Origin of the sequence: Pseudopontixanthobacter vadosimaris (assembly GCF_012979275.1) — a bacterium.
GTDB lineage: Bacteria > Pseudomonadota > Alphaproteobacteria > Sphingomonadales > Sphingomonadaceae > Pseudopontixanthobacter > Pseudopontixanthobacter vadosimaris.
The window spans coordinates 26,325-50,525 of sequence record NZ_JABASZ010000032.1; the positions used below are offsets into that span (position 1 = coordinate 26,325).

Annotated in this window: 23 protein-coding genes, 1 tRNA gene and 1 pseudogene; 17 read left to right on the forward strand and 8 right to left on the reverse strand. The window is 60.4% G+C overall.

The features are described 5' to 3' along the window. Position 1: 1 nt before the first annotated feature. Together HG250_RS06965 and HG250_RS06970 are read right to left on the reverse strand one after the other, a co-directional pair. Positions 2–1,228, reverse strand: coding sequence for a dihydroorotase (locus HG250_RS06965; RefSeq protein ID WP_170004104.1), 1,227 nt, complete (start codon positions 1,226–1,228; stop codon positions 2–4). Next, the gene (locus tag HG250_RS06970; RefSeq protein ID WP_170004393.1) at positions 1,225–2,268 is read right to left on the reverse strand and encodes an aspartate carbamoyltransferase catalytic subunit; all 1,044 of its coding nucleotides are present in this window, start codon (positions 2,266–2,268) and stop codon (positions 1,225–1,227) included. The genes HG250_RS06965 and HG250_RS06970 overlap by 4 nt, the downstream gene beginning before the upstream one ends. A 112-nt stretch (positions 2,269–2,380) precedes the next feature. Between HG250_RS06970 and sppA the strand changes: the two genes are divergently transcribed. From sppA to HG250_RS12805, 3 genes are all read left to right on the forward strand, one after another. Then, entirely contained in the window at positions 2,381–4,258 is a 1,878-nt protein-coding gene (gene sppA / locus HG250_RS06975; RefSeq protein WP_170004106.1) for a signal peptide peptidase SppA, read from the forward strand. A 116-nt stretch (positions 4,259–4,374) separates the two neighbouring features. Then, positions 4,375–4,449, forward strand: a tRNA-Val gene (locus HG250_RS06980). Between the two features lie 213 nt (positions 4,450–4,662). Beyond that, entirely contained in the window at positions 4,663–5,310 is a 648-nt protein-coding gene (locus tag HG250_RS12805; RefSeq protein WP_205763559.1) for a hypothetical protein, read from the forward strand. Positions 5,311–5,498: 188 nt separating this feature from the next. Here HG250_RS12805 and HG250_RS06990 read toward each other — a convergent pair whose 3' ends face one another. Further along, entirely contained in the window at positions 5,499–5,837 is a 339-nt protein-coding gene (locus tag HG250_RS06990; RefSeq protein WP_170004108.1) for an ArsR/SmtB family transcription factor, read from the reverse strand. Further along, positions 5,834–6,502 (reverse strand): peroxiredoxin, encoded by a 669-nt coding sequence (locus HG250_RS06995; protein WP_240956969.1) that lies wholly within the window; start codon positions 6,500–6,502, stop codon positions 5,834–5,836. The genes HG250_RS06990 and HG250_RS06995 overlap by 4 nt, the downstream gene beginning before the upstream one ends. 74 nt (positions 6,503–6,576) lie before the next feature. On the opposite strand from HG250_RS06995, the gene HG250_RS07000 reads away from it, so the two are divergent. From HG250_RS07000 to HG250_RS07065, 14 genes are all read left to right on the forward strand, one after another. Next, positions 6,577–7,506, forward strand: coding sequence for an MBL fold metallo-hydrolase (locus tag HG250_RS07000; RefSeq protein ID WP_170004110.1), 930 nt, complete (start codon positions 6,577–6,579; stop codon positions 7,504–7,506). Next, complete coding sequence (locus HG250_RS07005) at positions 7,503–7,949, forward strand: YeeE/YedE family protein (RefSeq protein WP_170004112.1); 447 nt, start codon at positions 7,503–7,505, stop codon at positions 7,947–7,949. The genes HG250_RS07000 and HG250_RS07005 overlap by 4 nt, the downstream gene beginning before the upstream one ends. Continuing rightward, the gene (locus HG250_RS07010; protein WP_170004114.1) at positions 7,949–8,365 is read left to right on the forward strand and encodes a DUF6691 family protein; all 417 of its coding nucleotides are present in this window, start codon (positions 7,949–7,951) and stop codon (positions 8,363–8,365) included. The genes HG250_RS07005 and HG250_RS07010 overlap by 1 nt, the downstream gene beginning before the upstream one ends. Further along, a complete protein-coding gene (locus HG250_RS07015; RefSeq protein WP_170004117.1) occupies positions 8,362–8,778 on the forward strand; it encodes a protein tyrosine phosphatase family protein in 417 nt (138 codons plus the stop codon). The genes HG250_RS07010 and HG250_RS07015 overlap by 4 nt, the downstream gene beginning before the upstream one ends. A gap of 24 nt (positions 8,779–8,802) precedes the next feature. Beyond that, positions 8,803–10,035 carry an NAD(P)/FAD-dependent oxidoreductase gene (locus tag HG250_RS07020; RefSeq protein ID WP_119083562.1) on the forward strand — a complete coding sequence of 411 codons (1,233 nt, stop codon included), beginning with the start codon at positions 8,803–8,805 and terminating at the stop codon, positions 10,033–10,035. A gap of 2 nt (positions 10,036–10,037) precedes the next feature. Next, positions 10,038–11,858 (forward strand): SulP family inorganic anion transporter, encoded by a 1,821-nt coding sequence (locus HG250_RS07025; protein WP_338103877.1) that lies wholly within the window; start codon positions 10,038–10,040, stop codon positions 11,856–11,858. Further along, positions 11,858–12,013, forward strand: coding sequence for a helix-turn-helix domain-containing protein (locus HG250_RS13125; RefSeq protein WP_119083560.1), 156 nt, complete (start codon positions 11,858–11,860; stop codon positions 12,011–12,013). The genes HG250_RS07025 and HG250_RS13125 overlap by 1 nt, the downstream gene beginning before the upstream one ends. Before the next feature lie 4 nt (positions 12,014–12,017). Next, entirely contained in the window at positions 12,018–13,472 is a 1,455-nt protein-coding gene (locus HG250_RS07035; protein ID WP_170004121.1) for a cytochrome ubiquinol oxidase subunit I, read from the forward strand. After that, positions 13,462–14,469, forward strand: coding sequence for a cytochrome d ubiquinol oxidase subunit II (gene cydB / locus HG250_RS07040; protein ID WP_170004123.1), 1,008 nt, complete (start codon positions 13,462–13,464; stop codon positions 14,467–14,469). The genes HG250_RS07035 and cydB overlap by 11 nt, the downstream gene beginning before the upstream one ends. Continuing rightward, the gene (locus HG250_RS07045; protein WP_119083557.1) at positions 14,469–14,591 is read left to right on the forward strand and encodes a DUF2474 domain-containing protein; all 123 of its coding nucleotides are present in this window, start codon (positions 14,469–14,471) and stop codon (positions 14,589–14,591) included. The genes cydB and HG250_RS07045 overlap by 1 nt, the downstream gene beginning before the upstream one ends. A 197-nt stretch (positions 14,592–14,788) precedes the next feature. Then, positions 14,789–15,418, forward strand: coding sequence for a peroxiredoxin (locus tag HG250_RS07050; protein WP_119083556.1), 630 nt, complete (start codon positions 14,789–14,791; stop codon positions 15,416–15,418). Positions 15,419–15,495: 77 nt separating this feature from the next. Continuing rightward, a complete protein-coding gene (locus HG250_RS07055) occupies positions 15,496–16,848 on the forward strand; it encodes an MBL fold metallo-hydrolase (RefSeq protein ID WP_170004124.1) in 1,353 nt (450 codons plus the stop codon). Next, complete coding sequence (locus HG250_RS07060) at positions 16,841–17,461, forward strand: class I SAM-dependent methyltransferase (protein WP_170004126.1); 621 nt, start codon at positions 16,841–16,843, stop codon at positions 17,459–17,461. The genes HG250_RS07055 and HG250_RS07060 overlap by 8 nt, the downstream gene beginning before the upstream one ends. A gap of 396 nt (positions 17,462–17,857) precedes the next feature. Next, positions 17,858–20,350 carry a hypothetical protein gene (locus tag HG250_RS07065; protein WP_170004128.1) on the forward strand — a complete coding sequence of 831 codons (2,493 nt, stop codon included), beginning with the start codon at positions 17,858–17,860 and terminating at the stop codon, positions 20,348–20,350. Between the two features lie 316 nt (positions 20,351–20,666). Here HG250_RS07065 and HG250_RS07070 read toward each other — a convergent pair. The 4 genes and pseudogenes from HG250_RS07070 to HG250_RS07085 all read right to left on the reverse strand — a co-directional run bounded on the left by HG250_RS07070 (position 20,667) and on the right by HG250_RS07085 (position 24,201). Beyond that, positions 20,667–21,423, reverse strand: a pseudogene (locus HG250_RS07070) (IS5 family transposase). 60 nt (positions 21,424–21,483) lie between these two features. Then, a protein-coding gene (locus tag HG250_RS07075; RefSeq protein ID WP_170004130.1) for an IS3 family transposase occupies positions 21,484–22,655 on the reverse strand; the annotation gives its coding sequence in 2 pieces (ribosomal slippage) (positions 21,484–22,403 and positions 22,403–22,655; 1,173 coding nt in all). Between the two features lie 81 nt (positions 22,656–22,736). Next, the gene (locus HG250_RS07080) at positions 22,737–23,318 is read right to left on the reverse strand and encodes a hypothetical protein (protein ID WP_170004132.1); all 582 of its coding nucleotides are present in this window, start codon (positions 23,316–23,318) and stop codon (positions 22,737–22,739) included. An 85-nt stretch (positions 23,319–23,403) separates the two neighbouring features. After that, positions 23,404–24,201, reverse strand: a complete 798-nt coding sequence (locus tag HG250_RS07085; RefSeq protein ID WP_170004134.1) for a hypothetical protein — start codon at positions 24,199–24,201, stop codon at positions 23,404–23,406.

Genomic DNA, 24,201 nt, shown 5'->3' on the forward strand with positions numbered 1-24,201 from the left:
CTCAGACTTTTACCCCGCCCTTGAACAGCGCCATGACCCGGCCTTGGGTCGGCTGCCCGTCGAAGGGCGTATTGCCAGCACGCGCTTCCATGCGGCGGCTGTCGACGATCCAGGGCTTGTCGGGATCGACGAGAGCGATGTCGGCCTCCGCGCCCGCGCGCAATTCGCCTGCATTTACGCCAAGGATGCGCGCCGGATTGGCGGCAAGCAGCGCCGAGGCACGCGGCAGGTCGACTACGCCGTCACGCACCAGCGTCAGCACCATTGCCAGCAGGGTTTCCGCCCCCGCCATCCCTTCCGCCGCATCGGCAAAGGGCAGGCGCTTGTCCTCCGGCCCGCGAGGGTCGTGTCCGCTCGCGATCACGTCGATGGTGCCATCGGCTATAGCTTCGCGCACCGCCTGGCGGTTGTCTTCCGACCGCAGCGGCGGGGACAGTCGCGCAAAGGTCCGGAAATCGCCCGTCGCAAGGTCCGACAGTATGAAATGCGCAGGCGTGATACCCGCCGTGACCTTCAGCCCCCGCGCCTTGGCCTCGCGGACGCGGTCCAGCGCCGCGCGGGTGGTTACCTGGCGGAAGTGCAGGCGCCCGCCCGTCATTCCCGCCAAAGTGATATCGCGCATGACCGCCAGTTCCTCGGCCTGTTCAGGCGCGCCGGACAGGCCCATCCTCGTCGCCATCTCACCGGCGGTCGCGACCGCAGGACCCGACAGCGCCGCATCTTCTGCATGCGCGATCACGACGAGGTCCAGCATGGCGGCATATTGCAGCAGGCGCAGCATCATGCCCGAATCGGCGATCCAGCGGCGGCCCGTCGCGATGGCGCGGGCACCCGCCTCGCGCATCAGCGCCACTTCGGCCAGGCGTTCGCCTTCCAGCCCAACGGTCGCTGCGGCCAGAGGGTGGACCCATAGATCGGGCTTGCCGCTTTGTGCAGCGAAGCGGATGCGCGGCGGGAAGTCGAGCGGCGGATCCTGGTCCGGCATCAGGCCCGCACGGGTGATACCGCCGAAGTGAAACGCCGGCTTGTCGATCGAGAAGACGCCCAGATCGATCAGCCCCGGCATCACCAATCGGCCTTGCGCCGGAATGACCTCGTCACCGTCCTGCGGTTCGATATCGCCCAACGCGGCGATATGCCCATCGGCCATGCGCAGGGCGCCATCGACAACCCTGTCCGCCAGCACCAGCCGGCCACCTTCGACAAACACCGCCTGCGCCTGCTTCATGGCCATTTTCCGCTGGTGGGGAGATCGTTCCATCCTTCCACGCCCCGCTGCCGGCGGGTCAGCACGTCGAGGCAGGCCATGCGCATTGCCACGCCCATTTCCACCTGCCGCGTGATGATCGAGCGGTCCAGCAGATCGGCCACGTCGCTGTCGATCTCCACCCCCCTGTTCATCGGTCCGGGATGCATCACCAGCGCGTCCGGCTCCGCCAGTTTCAGCCGCTTGAGCGTCAGGCCGTACAGATGGTGATATTCGCGTGGCGAAGGGATGAACTGCCCGGCCATCCGTTCCGTCTGCAGCCGCAGCATCATTACCACGTCCGCACCCGCCAGCGCCGTATCGAAGGAATGGAACGGGGTGGCTCCCATCGCCTCCACCGCCGCGGGCAGCAACGCCGGTGGGGCGCACACCCGCACATTCGCGCCAAGCGCGGTCAGGCACAATATGTTGGACCGCGCGACCCGGCTGTGCAGGATGTCGCCGCAGATCACGATCGTCTGCCCCGTGAAATCGTCTCCGGCCTGTCCACGCGCGCGCAGGGCATGGCGTAGGGTCAGCGCATCGAGCAGCGCCTGCGTCGGATGTTCGTGGCTGCCATCGCCTGCGTTCAGGACAGGGCAGTCCACCTTGTCGGCGATCAGCGCGACCGCCCCGCTCGAGGCATGGCGGATCACGATGGCATCGGCCCGCATCGCGTTCAGCGTGATGGCCGTGTCGATCAGCGTCTCGCCCTTCTTCACGCTCGAGGTCGCCGCATGCATGTTGACGACATCGGCACCGAGGCGCTTGCCCGCGATCTCGAAACTGAGCAGCGTGCGGGTGGAATTCTCGAAGAAGGCGTTGATGATGGTGAGGCCGGTCAATGCATCGACCCGCTTGGCGCTGCGGCGGTTCAGTTCGACCCACTGTTCCGCCTCGTCCAGCAGATACAGGATCTCGTGCCGTTCCAGCCTGCCGATGCCCAGCAGGTCGCGATGCGGAAAGGCCAGACCGCCCGCCGGGTAACGGGATGCTGCTGAAGGGGTGCCGGTCGCTGCCATCGCGGCCATGCCCTTAATCGAGCCGGGTATGTCGCTCAAGGGGATTCGGGTGGCGGGAACGGGCTGCTGGCCCTAGATGGTCTGCATACGACACGATCGGGAACGCTTTCAGATGATTTTTGCGCGCAAGGTCTGGCACCTGCTGGTTGGTATCAAGGACGGGCTGAGCCTGATCTTCCTGTTGCTGTTCTTCGCATTGCTCTATGCCGTGCTGACCGCCCGGCCCAGCCCCGCGATGGTGAAGGAAGGGGCCCTGCTCCTCGAACTCGACGGGATCGTTGTCGAGGAACGCACGGAGATCGATCCCTTCGCCCTGCTGCTGTCGGGCGCTGCACCGACAGGCGAATATCCGGTGCGCGAACTGGTGCGCGCGCTGGATGCCGCTGCGGATGATGAAAGGATCGGTTCCGTCGTGCTCGACCTCACCCGCTTCATGGGCGGGGGGCAGGTCCATCTGCAGGAGATCGGCGGCGCGCTCGACCGCGTACGCGCGGCGGAAAAACCGGTGCTGACCTATGCCGTCGCCTATGCCGATGACGGCATGATGCTGGCCGCCCACGCCAGCGAGGTCTGGCTCGACCCCATGGGCGGCGCCAGCATCACCGGGCCGGGCGGCAACCGCCTGTATTACGGCGAATTGCTCGACCGGCTGAATGTGAATGCGCGCGTCTACAAGGTGGGCGAATATAAATCCGCCGTCGAACCTTATTTGCGCAGCGACATGTCGGACGCCGCGCGCGAGAATTACGAGGCGCTGTATGGCGCGCTGTGGGAAGAATGGCAGGCCAATGTCCTGAAGGCGCGGCCCGGCACCGACATTGCCCGCGTGACGCAGAACCCGGCCGAATGGCTGCAGGCCAATGGCGGCGATTTCGCCACCGCCGCCCTGCGCGCCGGTCTTGTCGACAAGCTCGGCAATCGGGCACAATTCGGCGCCCGCGTGGCGGAGATTTCCGGCGAGGACGAATGGAGCGAATTGCCCGGTGCTTTCGCCCATACCGAACTCGACCCCTGGCTGGCAGACAATCCGCTGGAGGAAACAGGCGACCGTATCGGCGTCGTCACCGTCGCCGGAACCATCGTGGATGGCGATGCCGGGCCGGGCACCGCAGGCGGGGACCGCATCTCGAGAATACTCGACGAGGCGCTGGACGAGGAGTTGCAAGGCCTCGTCATCAGGGTCGATTCACCGGGCGGGTCTGCCCTCGCCAGCGAGGAAATCCGCCGGGCCGTCCTGCGCCACAAGGCCAGGGGCATCCCCGTTGCGGTCAGCATGGCGAATGTCGCGGCCAGCGGCGGTTACTGGGTCGCCACGCCCGCCGACCGGATCTTTGCCGAACCGGAATCCATTACCGGCTCCATCGGCATTTTTGCCGTGATCCCGACATTCGAGGAGGCGGCAAGCAGCATCGGCGTCTCCTCCGACGGGGTGAAAACGACGGTGCTGTCCGGCCAGCCGGATCTCATCGCGGGATTTCCGCCGGAGGTCGACGCGATATTGCAAAGCACGATCGAGGACGGTTACAACGATTTCATCGCCCGCGTGTCGCAATCGCGCGGATTGTCGGCGCGGGCGGTCGACCGCATCGGGCAGGGTCGGGTCTGGGATGGCGGCACCGCCCGGCAGATCGGGTTGGTGGACCAATATGGCGGACTGGACGACGCGCTCGCCTGGGTCGCTGCCAAGGCTGGGCTGACCGGCGACGACTGGCACCCGGTATTCCTTGGCGCGGAGGAAGGCACTTATGACGCCTTGCTGCGGACGATGTTCATGCCCGCGGAGGTTCGTGGCCCCGCCATCGACAGTTTCGCACTGCTGGCAGGACGGCAGGACGTCCTGATCGCACGGCTGCAGAGCGATCTGGAACGGTTGACCGGCACGCGCGGAATGCAGGCCTATTGCCTGGAATGCCCCGCCCCGCGCCGCGCAGCGACGCCTGGCCGGTTGGAGGGCGGCTGGCTGCAATTACTGGCGCGTATGCTGAGTTGATGCGAAATCAGTGGCCGAGCCGCAAACCTCCCCGCTTGCCAAGCATTCCGGATAATGGCAAAGGCGCGGCCCTGTCGGTTATCGAGAAGACCGGCCACAGCCGCCAGGACACCGGCGGGCGCGTAGCTCAGTGGTAGAGCACACCCTTCACACGGGTGGGGTCGCAAGTTCAATCCTTGCCGCGCCCACCATTTTTTCAATGAGTTAGAAGAGATGGGCAGCGTTTCCATGAAAAAAACATGAAAAACTTGGGTGGGCATCCGCGAACATCGGCGGGGACCTCGGCGCGATGAGACTTCAAGCAATTGCCGGATCGATCGACCTGCATAGCCGCAGCGAACCAGAGGGTTACCGCATTTTCACGATTGGCTGACAAACATGCCCCGTCAAACTCGAGAGAAAGCATGTCAGCCCATCAACCAGTCCTTCCGGCCAAGGCCATTGAGCTCGTTAAGTCCAGAAATCTCGAAAAAGCTGATGATTTGTTAGCCGATTTCGCCGCGGCCGGTCTGATCAAAACCTATGCTCTCGTGCGAGAAATAAGAGCCGCTGGGGGTCCGACCAAGGTAGTGCGCGATGCTCAGATTCCGGCTCAAGATTGGGAGAGGATTGTAGCATCGGATAAGATTCAAGCCGCCCTAAACGGTGGAACGGTTCGGCTAGAAGGCTCGCCTCTGCAGGGAGGCGCGCCGTCAGTCCTCATAACCGGAATCAGCTTTTCCGAAGCTGCGCTCGTCAAAGTTCTTGATAGGTATTGCGTGGGTTTACCTGCCGGTGCGTCAGAGCAAGCTAGCGGCTGCGATGCGCGCGCTACGACGAAAAACATCGTTCCATGCATTGAAGCTTCCGAGCCAAAGAAGGAAGACGTGCAACCGATCAGGCCTGGGGACCTTACCGCGTCGGTCGCTCAGACTGAACAGGCGACTGGGTTGGGTCGGACGACAATCGACAAGCTTATGCGAGATGGCACGCTGGTCAGGAAAAAAGTCGGCAGACGAACTCTGATCACGGTCGAAAGCATCGAGCGTTTGGTCGGTGCAAAGGTGGCCTGACAACTAAATGCGATAGTTCTCAAGTCCGCTTTGCGCCCTCATTTCGGTCGTTCGGTCTCGCATTGGAGCTACCGGAAAGCGGTCGTTCCAAGTTTGTCGCTGATCGCGATAATGCTTTGAGCAAGTGGCCCGAGTCTAAGGCATCGGGCTTGATAACAGGATAGGTCTTTACCAAGCCACGAAAAAGCTCATCCTAATCTCGCAAAATTGGCCACTCCGGGTGCTGGCTGGCGCGAATGCCGGATGGGCCTAGCGGATATCCCGCCAAGTTTGCCCGCGGCATCGACAACCTTCGCAAGCCTGACATCATCAATCCGGTAATAGACGAGCTTGGCGTCCTTTCGGGTCTTCACAAGGCCCGCGTTGCGCAGGACCGCCAACTGCTGCGATAGCGTCGGCTGACCGATCTCGGCCGCATCGTCGATCTCACCGACGTTCCGCTCCGTGCCCGTTAGAGCCTGCATGATGCGAAGACGCACGGGATGAGCGAGGGCCTTCAAGGCGTCGACAAGCTCTTCGTCGGTCATTTGCGAGACCCTCGCTTCGTTTCCTTCATGAACCAGTCGGTCTGACCCTCGGCGGAGAAAACCGTATCCAGCGATGCGTCGGGCTGGGCCAGTAGCGCTTGCCCAGGTGCCCAGTTAGCGGGGGCGAGTACGGGTCCATCGTCGACCGCCTGAAGCGCATCTAGGGTCCGCAGCATTTCGGGTGTCGAGCGTCCAACGTTAGCGGGATAACAGGTCATCGCGCGGATGACGCCGTGCGGGTCGATGAAGAATGTCGTCCGCACCGTCGCACTATCGTTGTCGTTCGGTGCCACCATGCCGTAGGCGCGCCCGATCACGAGCGTCGGATCCTCCACGATCGGAAAGCGCACCTCGATGTCGTAGCGATCGCGAATTAGCCGCAACCAGGCGAAATGCGAGAACAGGCTATCGACAGAGAGCGCCATAAGCGCACAGTCGCGCTGTTCGAACTCGCTGGCCGATTGGGCCAGTGCCACGAACTCGGTGGTGCACACGGGTGTGAAGTCGGCTGGATGCGAAAACAAGATCAGCCACCGCCCTCGGTAATCCGAAAGGCGAATATCTCCCGTTGTGCTGCGTGCGGAAAAGTTCGGGGCGACGTCGCCGATACGCAGTCCGGCGCAAGGCGCCTCTCGCTCGACATTCGCTTCGATCATCTGGGTCATCGAGCCTTCATACCACTTGACAGCCGAATAGCAACACATATAAACGGTTTATGTAAATGTATGGAGATCTAGTCATGGCTGACGATCAAAAACTGGATAATGCCGCCTCCCAGATCGAGCGCGCACAAGCCGACAAGTGCCTCCGCCCTTCAATCGCGGGTTTTTTCGACGAGGCAACGAATACTGTCTCTTACGTGGTGCACGACCCAAAGACTGATGAGGCAGCTATAATCGACTCGGTCCTGGACTTTGAGGCGGCGTCCGGTCGCACCTCGAATGGCTCAGCCGATCGCATTATCGAGTATATCACTTCTAATAATTTGAAGGTGACTTGGCTGATTGAGACTCACGCGCATGCGGATCACATCTCAGCGGCCCCCTATCTGCAGGAGCGGCTTGGCGGTAAGTTAGCCATCGGACGCGATATCATCCGCGTGCAGGAGGTATTCGGCAAGCTCTTCAATGCAGGCACCGATTTCGAACGCGACGGATCGCAGTTCGATAAGCTGTTCGAGGACGGCGAGACTTTCAAGATCGGCGAGCTGGAAGGCATCGCATTGCACGTGCCGGGTCATACGCCGGCTGATATGGCTTTCATCATCGGCGATGCGGCATTCGTTGGCGACACGATCTTCATGCCCGATTTCGGCACCGCTCGCGCCGATTTCCCCGGTGGTGACGCAAGGCAACTGTTTCAGTCGATCCGCCGGCTGCTCTCGCTTCCGGACGAAACGCGCCTGTTCTTGTGCCACGACTACAAGGCGCCGGGGCGTGACGAATACGCGTGGGAAACCACCGTCAAGCAGCAGCGCGAAGAGAACGTGCATGTGAAGGATGGAGTGAGCGAAGCCGAATTCGTCGAGATGCGGACCAGCCGGGACAAGACGCTCGCAATGCCGAAGCTCATCATGCCCTCCGTGCAGGTTAACATCCGTGGTGGGCGCTTGCCCGACCCCGAAGATAACGGCGTCAGCTACATCAAGATTCCGGTGAATGCGGTATGATGCTCCCGAGTTTTCCTGAAGCTGCGCCGCTTGCTGGCCTGGCGGGCGGCGTCCTGATCGGTCTGGCGGCCGCCGTTATGCTGCTAGGCCTTGGCCGGATCGCCGGCGTCTCCGGTCTTGCCGCGAAGGCAGTCGGGCTTGGCGGCAGCGGCATTGCCAGAAGCGGGGCATGGATGTTCGTGATCGGCCTGCCGCTAGGAGCGCTGATCGTAATGCTGGCATCGGGCGGGCTCGAGGCCAGCTTCGCCAGCCCCGTAACGCTTGCGATCGCCGGATTGGCTGTCGGTGTGGGCACGCGCCTGGGAAGTGGATGCACCAGCGGACATGGGGTTTGTGGTGTTAGCCGTCTGTCTGGCCGCTCGATCGTCGCAACGCTTACTTTCATGGCGACCGGCATTGCGACAGTCGCGATCATGAATGCGCTCTGGCTGGAGGTGTTGTAATGCGAACCGCTCTCACCTCGATCGTATCCGGCGTTCTTTTCGGCGCTGGGCTTGCCCTTGGCGGAATGACCGACCCTGCGCGGGTGCGCGGCTTTCTCGACATCTTCGGCGATTGGGACCCAACCCTCGCCTTCGTGATGGGCGGAGCCGTCATCGTCATGGCCATCGCGTGGCGGATCGTTCCGCGCCTAGCCGAACCGATCTTCGCGGGCGAATTTCACCTGCCGACCAAATCCGATCTCACCCCCCGCCTTGTCGGCGGAGCAGCTCTGTTCGGTATCGGCTGGGGGATCGCGGGACTCTGTCCGGGACCTGGCATAGCTGCTCTGGTCATCGAACCCGCTGCAGCCGCGATATTCGTCGTCTCCATGCTCGCCGGCATGGTTTTTGTCCGGCTTTTCGAAGGAGCATCATGACGAAGCTTGCCAATGTGAGCGAAACCTTCGCCGTCTCTCCTCAACTTGAACCGAGCGACATGCGCGGGCTTGCCGACGCCGGATTTCGCACGGTGATCTGCAACAGGCCGGATAGCGAAGAGCCGAGCCAGCCCACCGTCGCTGCGATACGGGAAGCTGCCGAAGCGGCTGGGTTGGCCTTTCATCATATCCCGGTTTCGGGAGGCGAGTTTCCGCCGGTTGCGATCAAGGCCTTCGCCAAGGTCCGCGAAGAAGCGGACGGCAAGGTGCTTGCCTTCTGCCGGACCGGCACGCGCTCCATTACGCTCGATGCTCTCGCCAACGTCGAGAATGAAACTGCCGACGCGCGCATCGAACGTGCGCAGTGCGTCGGCTACGATCTGTCGGGCTTGCGCGACCGGCTTGGCGAATAACGAAAAGACATTGGAGAGTTTGTCATGGCCCGAAGCCTGAAACACGAAGTAGTCATCATCGGCGGAGGTTCAGCAGGAATTGCGACTGCATCGTCCATGCTGAAGCGGCGCCCGTCACTCAATATCGCAATCGTCGAGCCTAGCGAAGATCACTATTATCAGCCCGGGTGGACGATGGTCGGTGGCGGTGTCTTCGAAGCGTCAACGACCAAGCGCACCACAGCGAGCGTAATGCCGAAACAGGCGACCTGGTTGAAAACGGCCGCCGCGTCTTTCCAGCCCGAAAACAATCAGGTCACGCTCAGCGACGGCACGACGATCACCTACGGTATTTTGATTGTCGCTCCGGGCATCCGGCTCGCCTGGGAGAAGATCGACGGGCTGGAAGAGACACTCGGCAAGAACGGCGTCACATCCAATTATCGCTACGATCTGGCACCCTACACCTGGGAGCTTGTGCGCAACCTGAAATCGGGGCGTGCGATCTTCAGCCAACCGCAGATGCCTATCAAATGCGCAGGTGCACCGCAGAAGGCCATGTATCTGTCATGCGATGCTTGGATGGAGCGCGGCGTTCTCGGCAACATCGATGTCGAATTCCGCAACGCTGGCGGCGTCCTTTTCGGTGTGAAGGAATACGTCCCGGCGCTGATGGAATATGTCGAAAAATACGGGATCGATTTGCAGCTCAACCAGACACTCGTTGCGGTCGAGGGCTCCGGCAAGCAAGCCGTTTTCAAAACCGAGGCCGGTGAAGAGACGGTCGAGTTCGACATGCTCCATGCGGTTCCGCCGCAGGTAGCCCCGCAGTTCGTCGCCGACAGTCCTCTCGCGAATGCCGAAAGCGGCTTTGTCGACGTCGACAAGTTCACGCTACAGCATGTTCGCTATCCCAACGTGTTTGGTCTCGGCGATGCGGGATCTACGCCCAACGCCAAGACAATGGCGGCTGCGCGCAAACAGGCACCAATCGTCGCGGTCAATGCGCTCGCCCAGCTCGATGCAAAGCAGGCTGTGGCCGATTACGATGGCTACGGCTCCTGCCCGCTGACCGTGGAACGCGGAAAGATTGTGCTCGCCGAATTTGGTTATGATGGAAAACTTCTTCCGAGCTTCCCGAAGTGGGTAATCGACGGCACAAAGCCGCGGAAGCTCAGCTGGCTTCTGAAGTCAGAGGCGCTGCCGTGGATTTACTGGAACGGTATGCTGAAGGGCCATGAATGGATGGCCAAGCCGCACTTGAAGAAGGCTGCCTAATCGTGAGCGACAGCAATCCAGGGCCGATTGGCGAGCCGTCCGGTTTGCCTCGCAGGCAAAAGCCCGGGCTGTTGGCGCAATACCTCCCGATCCTCGAGTGGGGCCGGACCTACAACGGATCGGTCCTGACGAACGATCTCGTCGCGGCGATCATCGTAACAATTATGCTGATCCCGCAAAGCCTCGCTTATGCGCTGCTGGCGGGGTTGCCGCCGGTCGTGGGCCTTTACGCCTCGATCTTGCCGCTGGTCGCCTACGCGATCTTCGGCACCAGCCGGACGCTTGCGGTGGGGCCCGTGGCGGTTGTGTCGCTGATGACGGCGAGCGCTGCCGGAGCCGTAGCGGCGCAGGGGACTGAACTTTATCTCGAGGCGGCAATCACCCTTGCAGCCTTGTCCGGTGTGATGCTGGCCGTGCTCGGATTCCTGTGGATGGGCTTCTTGGCCAACCTCCTCTCGCACCCCGTCATCAGCGGCTTCATCACCGCCAGCGGCATCCTGATCGCGACGAGCCAGTTGAAGCACATTCTCGGCGTATCGGCAGGCGGCGACAACTGGCCCGAGATGCTCGGCGGGCTCGCGGCGGCAATCGACACGGTCAATCCGTGGACGCTCGCCATTGGGATTCCAGCGACGTTGTTCCTCTTCTGGGTCCGAAAGGGCTTGAAGCCGGCCTTGGTCGCGATGGGTCTATCTTCACGAGCCGCCGACATCGCGGCCAAGGCAGGTCCGGTCGTAGCAGTTGTTGCGACGATCCTTGCCGCCATCGGCCTCAATCTCGAGGATCGCGGTGTGAACCTCGTCGGTGCAATTCCGCAGGGTCTTCCGCCTTTCGCCCTGCCATCGACCGATCTGGGTCTAATCGGGCAACTGTGGGTCCCCGCGCTGCTCATTTCGATCATCGGCTTCGTCGAAAGCGTATCGGTTGCGCAGACGCTTGCGGCTAAACGCCGTCAACGGATTGCACCGAACCAGGAGCTTATCGGCCTTGGCGCATCGAACATCGCCAGTGCCTTTTCCGGGGGCTACCCCGTCACCGGCGGATTTGCGCGCTCGGTCGTCAACTTCGACGCCGGGGCCGAGACGCCCGCAGCCGGAGCTTACACCGCTGTCGGTATTGCGCTGGCGGGACTGTTCCTGACCCCGCTGCTCTACAGCCTGCCCATCGCCACATTGGCTGCAACGATCATCGTCGCGGTTCTCAGCCTCGTCGATCTCAAGACTCCCGGCCAGCTCTGGAACTACTCCAAGGCCGACTTCGCCGCGCACATGGCGACGATCGCTATCACGCTGCTTGCGGGCGTCGAGCTGGGTGTGATCGCGGGCGTTGGCGTCGGCCTCCTTCTCTATCTCTGGCGCGCCAGCCGCCCCCATGCCGCCATCGTCGGCCGCGTCCCCGAGACCGAGCACTTCCGTAATGTCGACCGCCACAAGGTCTTTACCGTGCCGCACGTCCTCTCGGTCCGGATCGACGAGAGCCTGACCTACCTCAATGCGCGATGGCTCGAGGAATACGTGTTGGAAGAGGTCGCCGACCGCCCAGAGGTGCGCCACGTCATCCTGATGTGCAGCGCGGTCAACGAAATCGACGCTTCCGGCCTAGAAAGCCTTGAGGCGATCAATCACCGCATGACCGACGCCGGGATCGGGCTGCATCTTTCCGAAGTGAAGGGCCCCGTCATGGACCGGCTGAAGCGGACCCACTTCGTTGACGAACTCAACGGGCAGGTCTTCCTGTCGCAGAACCGCGCATTCCGGGAATTGGCAACGAACGGCGGACCGCCAGCTGAACCAATCCCCGATGCTGCGAGAGGTATGATCTGATGCCCACCATTCCTGACAAAGATGCCCGTTGCAGGGAGATCGCAGCTTTGATCGCGTCGGGAAAAGGCGTTTGCGAGAGCTGCCGCGAAATCGGGATTTCCGAAAAGACCTACTATCGCTGGCGCAAGGCACGCGCCGAAAAGCAACACGGATAAAGACATGTTCGAACAGCTCGATGCCCTGCTGCTGGCCCGCATCCAGTTCGCCTTCACGGTAAGCTTTCACTTCATCTTCCCGGCCTTTTCCATCGGTCTCGCAAGCTATCTGGCAGTGCTCGAGGGTCTGTGGCTCAAGACAGGCAAGGCGATCTATCTCGATCTCTTCAAATATTGGCTGAAGATCTTCGCCATCGCCTTCGCAATGGGCGTCGTTTCGGGCATCGTGATGTCCTACCAGTTCGGCACGAATTGGTCGGTTTTCTCTGATATTGCGGGGCCGGTTATCGGCCCGCTGATGGCCTACGAGGTGCTGACCGCGTTCTTCCTCGAAGCTGGCTTCCTTGGCGTCATGCTCTTCGGCATGAACAAGGTCGGCAAGAAGCTGCACTTCGCCGCCACGCTCATGGTCGCTGTTGGCACCTTCATCAGCGCCTTCTGGATCCTGTCGGTTAACAGCTGGATGCAGACCCCCGTAGGATATGAAATCGGGGCGAACGGGCAATACCTGCCGGGTGAAAGCTGGTGGGACATCGTCTTCAACCCCAGCTTCCCCTATCGCCTGGTCCATACCGTCATCGCAGCTTACCTCACGACCGCCTTCGTGGTCGGCGGGGTCGGGGCCTGGCACCTTCTCAAGGACCGGACAAACCTGCACGCGCGCAAGATGTTCTCGATGGCGATGTGGATGGCGGCCATCGTTGCGCCGATCCAGATCTTCGCAGGCGACATGCACGGGCTCAACACCCTCGAACATCAGCCGCAGAAGGTCATGGCGATGGAAGGCCACTTCGAGAGCCATCCGGATGGTGCACCGCTGATCCTGTTCGGCATTCCGAACAGCGAGGAAAAGCGGGTCGACTACGCAATTGAGATACCCAAGGCATCTTCGCTGATCCTAAAGCATGATCTCGACGCGCCGCTCGCCGGTCTGGACACGATCCCGGACGACGAGGAACCGCCGGTCGGCATCGTTTTCTGGTCATTCCGGATCATGGTCGGGATCGGCTTTGCCATGCTCGGCATCGGAGCGTGGAGCCTGTTCGCTCGCTTCCGCAAGAGGCTCTACGAATGGCCCATGCTCCATCGCGCAGCCTTGGTCATGGCTCCCAGCGGTTTCGTGGCGGTCATCGCTGGCTGGATCACGACGGAGGTCGGCCGGCAACCGTATGTGATCTACAATCTCTTGCGCACGGCAGATGCTGCGAGTCCGCTGGATGCCCCCGCCGTCGCCGCGTCATTGCTTGCATTCGTCGTGGTCTATTTCGCAGTTTTCGGCGCGGGTGTCTGGTATATCCTGCACCTGATGCACAAGCCACCGCACGCAGGCGAACATGGCGTCAAGCGCGGGGACACCGGGCCGATCCGGACTGCTGGCATTACGCCTGGCCCATCCCAGAATCCGGGCGATCCCGACACACTTCCGCGCGATCACGAGGAGGCGACCGATGGACGTTAACGTGGACCTGACGACGATCTGGGCTTTCATCATCGCCTTCGCTGTCTTCGCCTATGTGGTGATGGACGGGTTCGACCTCGGCATCGGCATTCTTTTCCCTACCTTCGAGGTCGGGCCGGAGCGCGATCGTGCGATGAATTCGATAGCGCCGGTCTGGGATGGCAACGAGACTTGGCTGGTCTTGGGCGGCGGCGGATTGTTCGCAGCCTTCCCATTGGCTTACGCGGTGATCCTGCCCGCCACTTACCCGCTCATCATCGCCATGCTGTTGGGACTGGTGTTCCGCGGTGTCGCGTTCGAGTATCGCTGGCGCGACCCCGGGCACCGCCGATACTGGGACGCGGCCTTCACTGGCGGCTCGCTGGTCGCGGCGATGGCGCAGGGCATGACATTGGGTGCGCTTCTCCAGGGGATCGAGGTCGTGGATCGATCCTATGCGGGCAGCTGGTTCGACTGGCTCACGCCCTACACGCTGTTGACCGGCCTAGGCACAGTCGCCGGCTACGCTCTGCTTGGCGCGACCTGGCTGGTGTGGAAACTGGATGGGGAGAGTCAGCATCATGCCCGAAAGTTGGGCAAGCGGGCGGCATGGGCAACGTTGGTCTTGATGGGAGGCGTCAGCCTCTACAATGTGTTCCTGAACGCCGAATATGCCGAGCGCTGGTTGACTGCGCCGGAGATCTACTTCGCCGCGCCGGTCCCGATCCTCACAGCGGTGATTGCCGTCATGCTGCTGAGGGCTCTTTCAGTGGACCGGCACAGCAAGCCGTTCTGGCTGAGCCTTGCGCTGTTCTTCTTCGGCATGGCCGGTCTGGGCGTCACGATGTGGCCCTATGTCGTTCCACCGGGCCTCACGATATGGGACGCCGCCGCGCCCGAACGCAGCCAGATCTTCATGCTGGTTGGCGTCGCGATCACCATGCCGCTCATCATCGCATACACCGCTTGGGCTTACTGGGTGTTCCGCGGCAAGGTGGCGGATGAGGGATATCACTGATGGACGAGCCTCAGGATCGCCCACTTTGGCAGCGGCTCGGCTGGATGTTCGTGATCTGGCTCGCCAGCATAACCGTGCTGGGTCTCGTAGCCTCGGTCATCAGGTTCTGGCTGAAAGCGTAATTGACGTTATCAATGCTCAACACAGTTATAGGTATTGGTTAAGTTATGAGGTCATCATCTAAAGGAAAAGGTGTGCCTCTCCGGCCTCTCTACCCTTCTGTTTGGTTTATCACTTATCGCAATCGATAATTTGAATTGGACAGCGTGCCTGGGTCTCTCTACAAAGGATGCATCGACACGGAACAAGGAAAATTGAAATGAGCCTTCACATCGGTGACACCGCCCCCGACTTTACCGTCGACACCCAGAATGGCGAAATCAGCCTGCACGATTGGGCTGGCGATAGCTGGGTATTCTTCTTCAGCCACCCGGCCGACTTCACCCCCGTCTGCACTACGGAGATGGGCCGCACTGCGCAGCTCGCCAGCGAGTTCGACAAGCGCAATGTAAAGCCACTCGGCCTCTCGACCGACACTGCCGAAGAACACGCCAAGTGGATCGAAGACGTGAACGACACCCAGAACACGAATCTCGTGTTCCCGATCGTCGCTGATGCCGATCTCAAGATCGCCAAGCTCTATGACATGATCCATCCGGATCAGAGCGAAACGGCGGCTGTGCGGTCGGTATTCATCATCGATCCGGACAAGAAGATTCGGCTCACCATGACCTATCCCATGAGCGTAGGACGGAACTTCGACGAGATCCTGCGCGCGATCGATGCGCTCCAGTTCAGCGACAAGCATGGCGTGGCCACTCCCGCCGATTGGCGCGAAGGCAAGGATGCGATCATTCCACCATCGGTTTCCGACGAGGATGCAAAAGCCCGCTTCCCGCAGGGCTTCACCACGCTGCGCCCCTATCTGCGCACGGTAAAAATCGATTGAGCGTGACGCGCCATCGAATCTTTTGAAAGCGGGATCGGTTCGCGCCGGTCCCGCTTTTTCCTTATGAAGGAGGCACCATGCTGCTCGAGAAAATTAAGACATCCGGACTGTCCCACCTATCCTACCTGATTGGTTCGGGCGGGAAGGCGGCCATCATCGATCCGCGCCGCGACTGCGAATGCTATGTCGAAATGGCGCGCGCCGAGGGGCTGGAGATCACTCATATCTTCGAAACCCATCGCAACGAGGATCTGGTTTCGGGGGCGCCCATCCTGAGAGATTTGACCGGCGCGCGCGTCCTGCACGGTCCCAATTCTGTGGGCACGGTCGAATATGCCGAGACGGCTCACCAAGGTGATGAGTTTGAGATCGGACAGCTGAAAATTCGGGTGCTGGAGACACCGGGGCACACGGACGATCATCTTGCTTTCGTTCTTCACGACACTGCCTATCCCGATGGGCCAGTTGGAGTGTTCACGGGAGACGCGCTGTTCGTTGGCGATGTCGGACGGACGGACTTCTATCCCGAACGCAAACGCGAGGTCGCAGGTCTTCTCTACGATTCCCTCCACAAGATTCTCGATCTTGGCGACCAGGTCATTCTATATCCTGCGCATGGAGCGGGTTCCGTCTGCGGGTCGGGAATGGCGGAACGCGAGTTCTCGACACTCGGCCATGAACGCGCGAACAATCCGCGCCTTCAATTCGAAAGCCGGGATGCGTTCATCGACTTTAAGGTGGAAGAGAACCACTACCAGCCGCCGTATTTCCGGTTGATGGAGCGCCTTAATCTGGAAGGCGGCGAAGCTGCGCCTCGTGTGATGCGACCCAAGCGCCTGTCGCTGTCCGAATTGGAAAAGCTTGACGTCGACCACTTGGTCGATGTGCGCGAGCCGCTCGCGTTTGCCTCAGGCCATCTTCGCGGTTCCATGAACCTGCCAGTCGGGATGATCTCGGCATTCGCCGGATGGTTCATCCGTGAAGGCGACAATGTCGCTCTTGTCGCTTCCGATGAAGACCAGCTCGAAGCTGCTATGACGCATCTCGTGCGGATCGCACTCGACAATATCGAAGGCGGTTATGTCGGCGTCGTGCCTGCCGCTGCCCAAGGCAAGGCGATGCGGACTATCCCGATGATCGGGACCGACGAAGTTGAACGGCGACTGGAGAGCGACGAAGGTGACTGGACGCTGCTTGATGTGAGGGATGCGGACGAACGCGCGCAAAACGCGATCGAGGGTTCCGAGCATATCTACGTGGGTGAACTCAACGAGCAGTATCACGATCTCGATCTGTCACAGCATTACACCCTGATGTGTGCAAGCGGGATGCGGGCCACGGTTGCCGCAGGATGGCTTGCGAGCCGCGGCTTCGAAAAGCTGGATGTCTATCTCGGCTCCATGGGTGCATGGAAAGCGGCCCATGACTGAACCGAGCCAGGCGGAGTTCTGGAACGAGCGTTACGCAGCGGACGAGTATCTGTTCGGGACCGCGCCCAACGCTTTTCTGGCGCGCGAGGCGTACCGCCTGACTCCCGGATCGAAAGTCTTGGCTGTCGCCGATGGCGAGGGGCGCAACAGCGTATTTCTGGCCCAGCATGGCCATCGTGTCGTCGCTACCGACGTTTCAGAAAGGGCGCTCGACAAAGCGAGAGCTCTTGCAGAGCGGCGAGGGGTCCAAGTCGAATATCGGCAGGCAGATCTGGCCGAATGGGAATGGCCAGCGGAAGCTTTTGACGCGGTGGTCGGCATTTTTGTCCAGTTTGCTGGTCCCGAACTGCGTTGGGATATCTTCGATGGTGTCCATCGCTCGCTGAAGCCGTGTGGCCTGCTTCTGCTCGAAGGCTATCGCGAGGAGCAACTGGCCTATGGGACAGGTGGTCCGCCAAATATCGAAAATCTCTATACGGAGGAAGGTTTGCGCCGCGCCTTCTCGGCTTGGGAGATTGAATTGCTCGATGCCTACGATGCCGAGATCCAGGAGGGGACCGCCCATTCGGGCAAGTCGGCGTTGATCGACCTGGTCGCGCGGAAGCGTGGTTGACGAATGCCCGGCTAAGCCCGGGCCCCATAACTAGATTTGTTCTGCGCTCGAGCGGATCCAGAGCCGATTTCCAAATGTCGGATTATCGCGACTCAAACACCAATAGCTGCCGGTCCGCTTACGGCCCCCTTGCTGTCGGGCAGCTCCTGGGAAAAGCAGTCAGTCGGCAAAGCGCCCTCAATTCGGTCGTAGAAGTTCCGCCACCGATCGCCCGAAAGCGGACGTCTGCAAAGCTTGTTCGACGTAGCAGCAATGGGGAGCGATCCGGTCAGACACGTTTGGGATCTAAAAATTGGCAAGCTGCCATTTCTATTGTGCGGTCCTTAGCCGCGCAATCTGCTCCCTAATAGCGACAACCGATAATTAAGCATATTCGGCATAATGCATTGGCATCTAATGGAGAATGCGCCCGTGCAGTACTTAGTGAGGTCGATCAATGGGGATGCAGGGGGCTCTGTCCTAGCGGTTCGCAAGGGGGCCGATGACGAGCAGCTCCTCGCAATCTTTGCGGATGCGTCGTGCCAGGATTTTGTCCTGTTTGGCGATCATTACTGCCTCGCTCTGTCCTACAAGGGCGAATTGGCGCTCGTTGACCTGGCTACTTTGCAGGTTGAAAAGCGGCTTAAGCAGTCGCGCCGCTATGATCGTTTGGCAGTCTCTGGCGACCATAGCCGCGCTATCGCCTATCATTGCAATCCAGGCCTTGTGCAGGTGATCGACTTGGCAAGCTTTCAAACCACGGCACGATATAATCTCGTCCAAAAACGCGATGATGATAAGTTCGATCTACTGGAAAAAGACCACGAAACACTGAAAGCAGAAGGGACGCCATGGGATTCTATCCCAACCTCGGATGGCTCGCTGAGTGAGGAAACGCGCGATGATTCGCCGTTTCTGCGCTACGCCTCAGATGTACCAAGTGGCCTTCGACAGATGCGGTTTTCACGTTCAGCAAGAGCGGTCTTCAGGGCCGACGGCTCGGTTGTCCTACCGTTTGAGTTCTTCAAATACACGGGTCCCTCATGGATCAGCGATCCAAGACCGAAGAAACCAAGTATCGAGAAGATGATAGAGGTCAGCGACGGCGTGGCCGTTTTCGACCTCGACAGGCAAACTGCACGCTTTGACGTCTTGCGTACCCGTTTGCAGGGCATGCCCCCCTCAAGCCTGCCGGTCCGTTCGTTCAGTCCTGATGGAATGACTGCAATTGTTCCAGCGTTTGAACCAGTAAGGCTGTCCCCCAAGGCTCCAGAAACAAGCGGACTGTTTCAGAAGGTGTTCGGACGCAAGAGCGCTGGCGATTACGCAATGGCTCTTGAGATTTGGGACATTGGCGGCCAGCCAACCCTTCAGCGCACCATACCCTATCGCGTGATAGCAGGTGAGAACCTGCTGCGGACAGACACACAGCGTTTCAATGAAGCGGAACTCGCACAGGGTGAGCGTGAAATTGATCTGATTTTTAAGGGCATTGAAGCCGCATATCTTGACCGGTTGGATGATTGGCGGTCTAGCTCTGCACGAAGGGCTGAGGACCAACATTTCGAGCCTTTGGAACAAGCCCCGGCGTACAACAATCCCGCCTACAATCGAGTAGCCCAACCAAGCTTGTTCGCAGCGACGGTGAAGCGTCTGATGAGCCTGGACCCGCAGCCATTCTCTTCCTTTCCATGGGAGAAGTGCGAGCCACGCCAATGCAAGTTTTTCAAGAGCCTGATTGGTTCGTGGTCCCGACACTGTGAGCATGGGACTGATGCCCTCCTGTGGCTCACGAATGAACACTTCCTGACGCTATCGCGCGGCGGCAGAGGTCGGATCATCTCTACGGGCGGCGATCTTGGCTCTGTGTATCAGCTCTCCCATCCTGACGGGAGTGAATGGAAATACTGGAGCGGGTACGACATGACAGTCGATCTCCAGCCAGGTCTCAACGCCGGTTTTGAGCTTCGCGTGCATGGTGACCATTGGGAGATTGATTGGCCCAAGAGCAATTTGTCACCAATGGAGCCTGCGCAGAGCGTTCAGCCAGTCAAAGCGTTGAGGGTCCACAAAAAGGACCTCAAAGAAAACGAACGGCTGCGCAAAAAGGTCGATCGCATGACAGCCAAAATCCGTCGCGGCTACGTCAAGGTTAGCGGACGAGATACGAATAACATCGTTTCCGGTCTGGAAGATTTGTCACGCGCAGTGCGCGCGCACCTGCCGGAAATCGTTGTCGATCATCGTTGGGCTCCAGCGCTCTACTACCGCGGCAAACCCATTATTGAAGATGAGTTCTGTGACATCCTCGTCGCCGATCCAAGTGAAGTCGGTATCAGAGCGCTCGACAATCTTCTGACGGCATTTTTGGATGCCACCGAGGAAGATCCCCAGAACGTCTGGCACCCCGATGATCAGAAACCAACTATGGGCCCGGTGACCATGGCGCTGATGAAGATGACAAGCCGTCTCCCATCATCAGTCATGCGCTTTTACGCGGGGCGCGATATGAATCACGATATGTGGACCTATCAAGCGTTCGAGGAAATGGGATTGAGCGATGAGCGATTGCTGTCCGCTGATCTCGTGACTTTGCAGATCAGATTGGCGATTCAGGACATTTGCACTGGCAATATGAACCCGAACATTTTCGCGCTCTATCGGCTTCCGTTGGTGAGCGATGTATTACAGCGCAATTCTCAGCTTGTTCCTGAAATTTCGAAAGTCATTGTTGATCAGACTGAGGCGCAAGCGCCGCATTTCACTTGGGCGTCAAGTGAAGGTGTTGCAGGTGTTCTCGCTGCAATTTCTGACGAGTTGAACAAGGGACAAGCAGCAGAGAAGGGTTTGGCAGTCGCTCTGATGGATGAAGCAAAATCGCGAGGCCACTTGGCTAGTCCTGCAACGTGAATGGACGGCTGCTTCTATCCGGCAACAAGGGAGACAGCGATGACTGCAATGGCGAGCGATACCCGAACGGCGGCTTTAGCGGCCCTGACACCAAGAAGCTGACAGTCTTCTCTCGGCCCAGTTTCAGCCGGTCTGCAAAGCGCCCCAAGTGCGGTCATGGCATCAGAGTTCGTCCTGCAGAACCATGCGCTGGCCTTCGTCAGCACTCCGCAGCCAGCAACCTTAGATGCACGAGGTGATCGGCAGACAACTTCATTGCATCGAATTACCGATCTGAACACTCGCTAGGGTCCGGACTCATTAGGGTCCGGACTCATTAGAGCCACCACGTGACGAAGGCTGCGATGGCGATGGTTGCCATGAAGGTCTTGATATTGCGGTCGAAGCGGGTGGCGACGCGGCGCCAGTCCTTGAAGCGGCAGAACATGCGTTCGACGACATTGCGCTTGCGGTATATCTGCCGGTCATGCTCGATCTGCACCTTGCGGTTGGCCTTCGACGGGATGACCGGGGTGGTGCCGCGTTCGATCAGCCAGGAACGCAAAGCGTTGCTGTCGTAGCCTTTGTCGGCGACCAGATAGTCGGATGGCGGCACGGCATTGATCGCCAGCATCGCGACCTTGGCATCATGTGTATTGCCCGGTGTCAGCAGGAGGACGTGCGGGCAGCCCTTCTCGTCGCAGACGGCATGGAGCTTGGTGTTACGCCCGCCTTTGGTGATGCCGATACCACGAGCCAAGCCCCCCCTTTTGCGCCTCCGGCAATGCGGTGGACCTTGATACAACTGCTGTCGATGAAGAGTTTGCCAGGCACGCCATCGACCCCGGCAAGCTGGGCGAAGATGCGCTCCCACACGCCGCGCTCGGCCCAGCGCCGGAACCGGTTGTAAAGCGTCTTCTTCGGCCGTAGACCTGCTCGGGACAATCGCCCCAGCGACCGCCGCTCTTCAGAGCATGGACAATCCCGGAGAGCACCCGACGGTCATCGACTCTCGGCATACCACGCGTATCCTGCGGCAGAAGCGGTTCAATCCGCGCCCACTGCTCATCCGAAAACCAGAAGAAATCCGCCATCCACCACACCTCCTCGCTGGAGGCTGGTTGACGTGACCCCCAGCTTTCCCCCAGCTGGGATTAGAGCCGGGCGGTTGTTTTGCGCATCAGCGCGGTTGAAGCAATGGGTTGCGTAGCGGAGCCCGTAGGGCGTAGCGAAGCAGGCCATTGCTTATCCAGTTCAGCGGCGAACGCCGCCGGTGTTGCGTAACCGAGAGACGAGTGTGGTCGCTCCCGATTGTAGTCTTCGACCCAGGCCGCGATCTCGACACGGGCATGGGCCATACTCAAGAACAGCGTCTCGTTGAGCAGTTCGTCGCGCATGCGACCATTGAAGCTCTCGACATAGCCATTCTGCATCGGCCTTCCGGGCGCGATGTAATGCCACTCCACGCCGACCTCGCCGCACCATGCCAGCACAGCGTTGCTGGTGAGCTCGGTGCCATTGTCGCTGACGATCATGCCTGGCTTGCCGCGCTGATCGATCAGTGCGGTCAGCTCGCGAACGACACGGCGACCAGAGATCGAGGTGTCCGGCACCGCTGCCAGGCACTCCCTCGTCACGTCATCGACCACGTTGAGCACCCGGAACCGTCTTCCCGAAGCCATCTGGTCGTGAACAAAGTCCAGGCTCCAGCGCTGGTTCGGCAGCGCCAGAACCGGAGCAGGTGCCCTTGTGCCAACAGCACGCCTGCGGCTACGTCGTCGCCTGACCGCCAAGCCTTCCTCACGGTAGAGCCTCTGGGTCTTCTTGCGGTTGATCATGATCCCCTCCCGGCGCAGCAGGATATGCAGACGCCGATAGCCGAACCGGCGACGCTGGTTGGCCAGCTCGCGCAGCTTCTCCCTAAGTTCTGCATCGTCATCTCGCTTCGAACGGTAACGCACGCTCTTGCGATCGGCATCGATGACACGGCACGTCCGCCGCTCGCTCATCCCATGGCACGCCTGGAGATGAGCAACAGCTTCTCGCTGCGCGGCGGGCGTCAAAACTTTTTTGCCAGAAGATCCTTCAACGCGGCCTGATCCAGCATCGCATCGGCAAGCAAACGCTTGAGCTTCGCGTTCTCGCTCTCGAGCTCCTTCAGTCGGCGGGCATCGGACACCTCCAGCCCGCCATACTTCGACTTCCAGTTGTAGATCGTCGCTTCCGACACACCGTGCCGCCGAGCCAGGTCGGCGGTCTTCGCGCCCGCCTCAGCTTCCTTCAGCACGCCAATGATCTGCTCTTCTGAAAACCTCGTTCTCTTCATCTCGTCCGTCCTTCTGTCAGGTCCGGACTCTAATCCAACTTGGATGAAAATCAGGGGGTCACGTCACTGCGCCTCTATCCGTCAGACTGACGAACCACACGCTTTCGCTTTTTGCAGCTTTGTCCAAGCCATATAGCCTGCCAAAACGCTTCTGCGGATGCGTAGCGGGCAGGCTGCGATCACCCAGTACAACCACGCGGCCTGCGCTTCGGTGTGGAGGCGGGCAACACGCTGAATCGCAGTCGGGTTCGGTCCATGGATCGAAATTCCGCCGATCCGTGCTGCGTGAACCAGTTGATCGTGCGGGATCACGGCGTGGATGTTCCGTTTGAGCCCGGATCGTGGAACGTACTTTGCGTACGACGAAGAATAAGGAAGTGGTGCCAGTTTATGACGCCGTGCAAATGATGGTGCGGCAATGTGGATCAATGCCGTTGTCTCCGGCGTGAAAAGCGCTTCGATCTGCCTGCGCATACGCTCAGGATCGTAGCCTGCGCCGAAGCCGTGCGCATATGAGGCAAACTCTGCCTCATAACGCCAGCGACGGGTGACGATGAATGCTCCGAACCCGAATGGTGCCGGCGGGTCGAGAGCCAGAGGCGGGGGCAGGATGGAAAGCGCGACCATGCGTTCAGGGAAGCGCGAATAATTACGAAATCGCATCTAAAAATATCCTAGGAAAAGCGCAGCAGGCGGTTCCTTTCGAGAACCGCCCGCCGCTGATTGGATTGAAGGTCAGCGCTTGCGGTCAGCTTACGTCGATTGCCTCGTCGGCGAACCGCAGCCGCAAGATGTGTTCGGTGAACGCCTGCGCCCCGTGCTTGCTTGCAAGCGCCGTCCACGCTTCCCACCGGTCGATCCGGTGAACCAGCCAGACGAAGAGGCGATCGCGCGCATATTCGTCTGGAAAAGTCATGGTCCAAAGCACGCGGCCGAGCGGGATATTCGCGCCTTCGGGCGCACCGATGAGCTTGATCCCCCATTCCCTTGCGATCCGTTCGCGGACGAACCGGCCCGGCAGATTTTCGGCGAATGCCTCGTTGACCTTGAATGCGCGCTCGCGCTCTTCCCGGGTATCGCCGCCATCGAGCCCGCGCCACGGTACGACCGTGGGAAGGCCAATCGGGATGGGCGCGGCCTCGGCACCCCGCGTGCTGGCCAGCGCTACGAGGATGGCTCTTCCCTCCGGAGTGAGGTCGCCGGTCAAGCCGGCGGCGAGCTTGTGCCCTTCGAGCCACGCCGCGTAATGGCGCTCGCCATCCCAGGCCCCGCCGAACAGATCGTTGGTTCGCTCCTCGATGTGCACGATGCGTCTATCGATCGCAGCGAGCACGGCGAGCAGAAACTCGGTCATGGCGGTGAACTCCCAGTTGGAGCCGCGCGCCATGCCAAGGCGACCGCACCAGATGTATTCGCGCAGCGATTTCCAGCGGCGTCCAAGCTCGTCGATGAGGTGCGGGTAGCCGTCCGGATCCGCAATGCACCAATAGCCGAAGGGCAGGTTCGGGTTGCGGCGCTGTTCGTAGGGAATGTCCTGCTGGTCCAT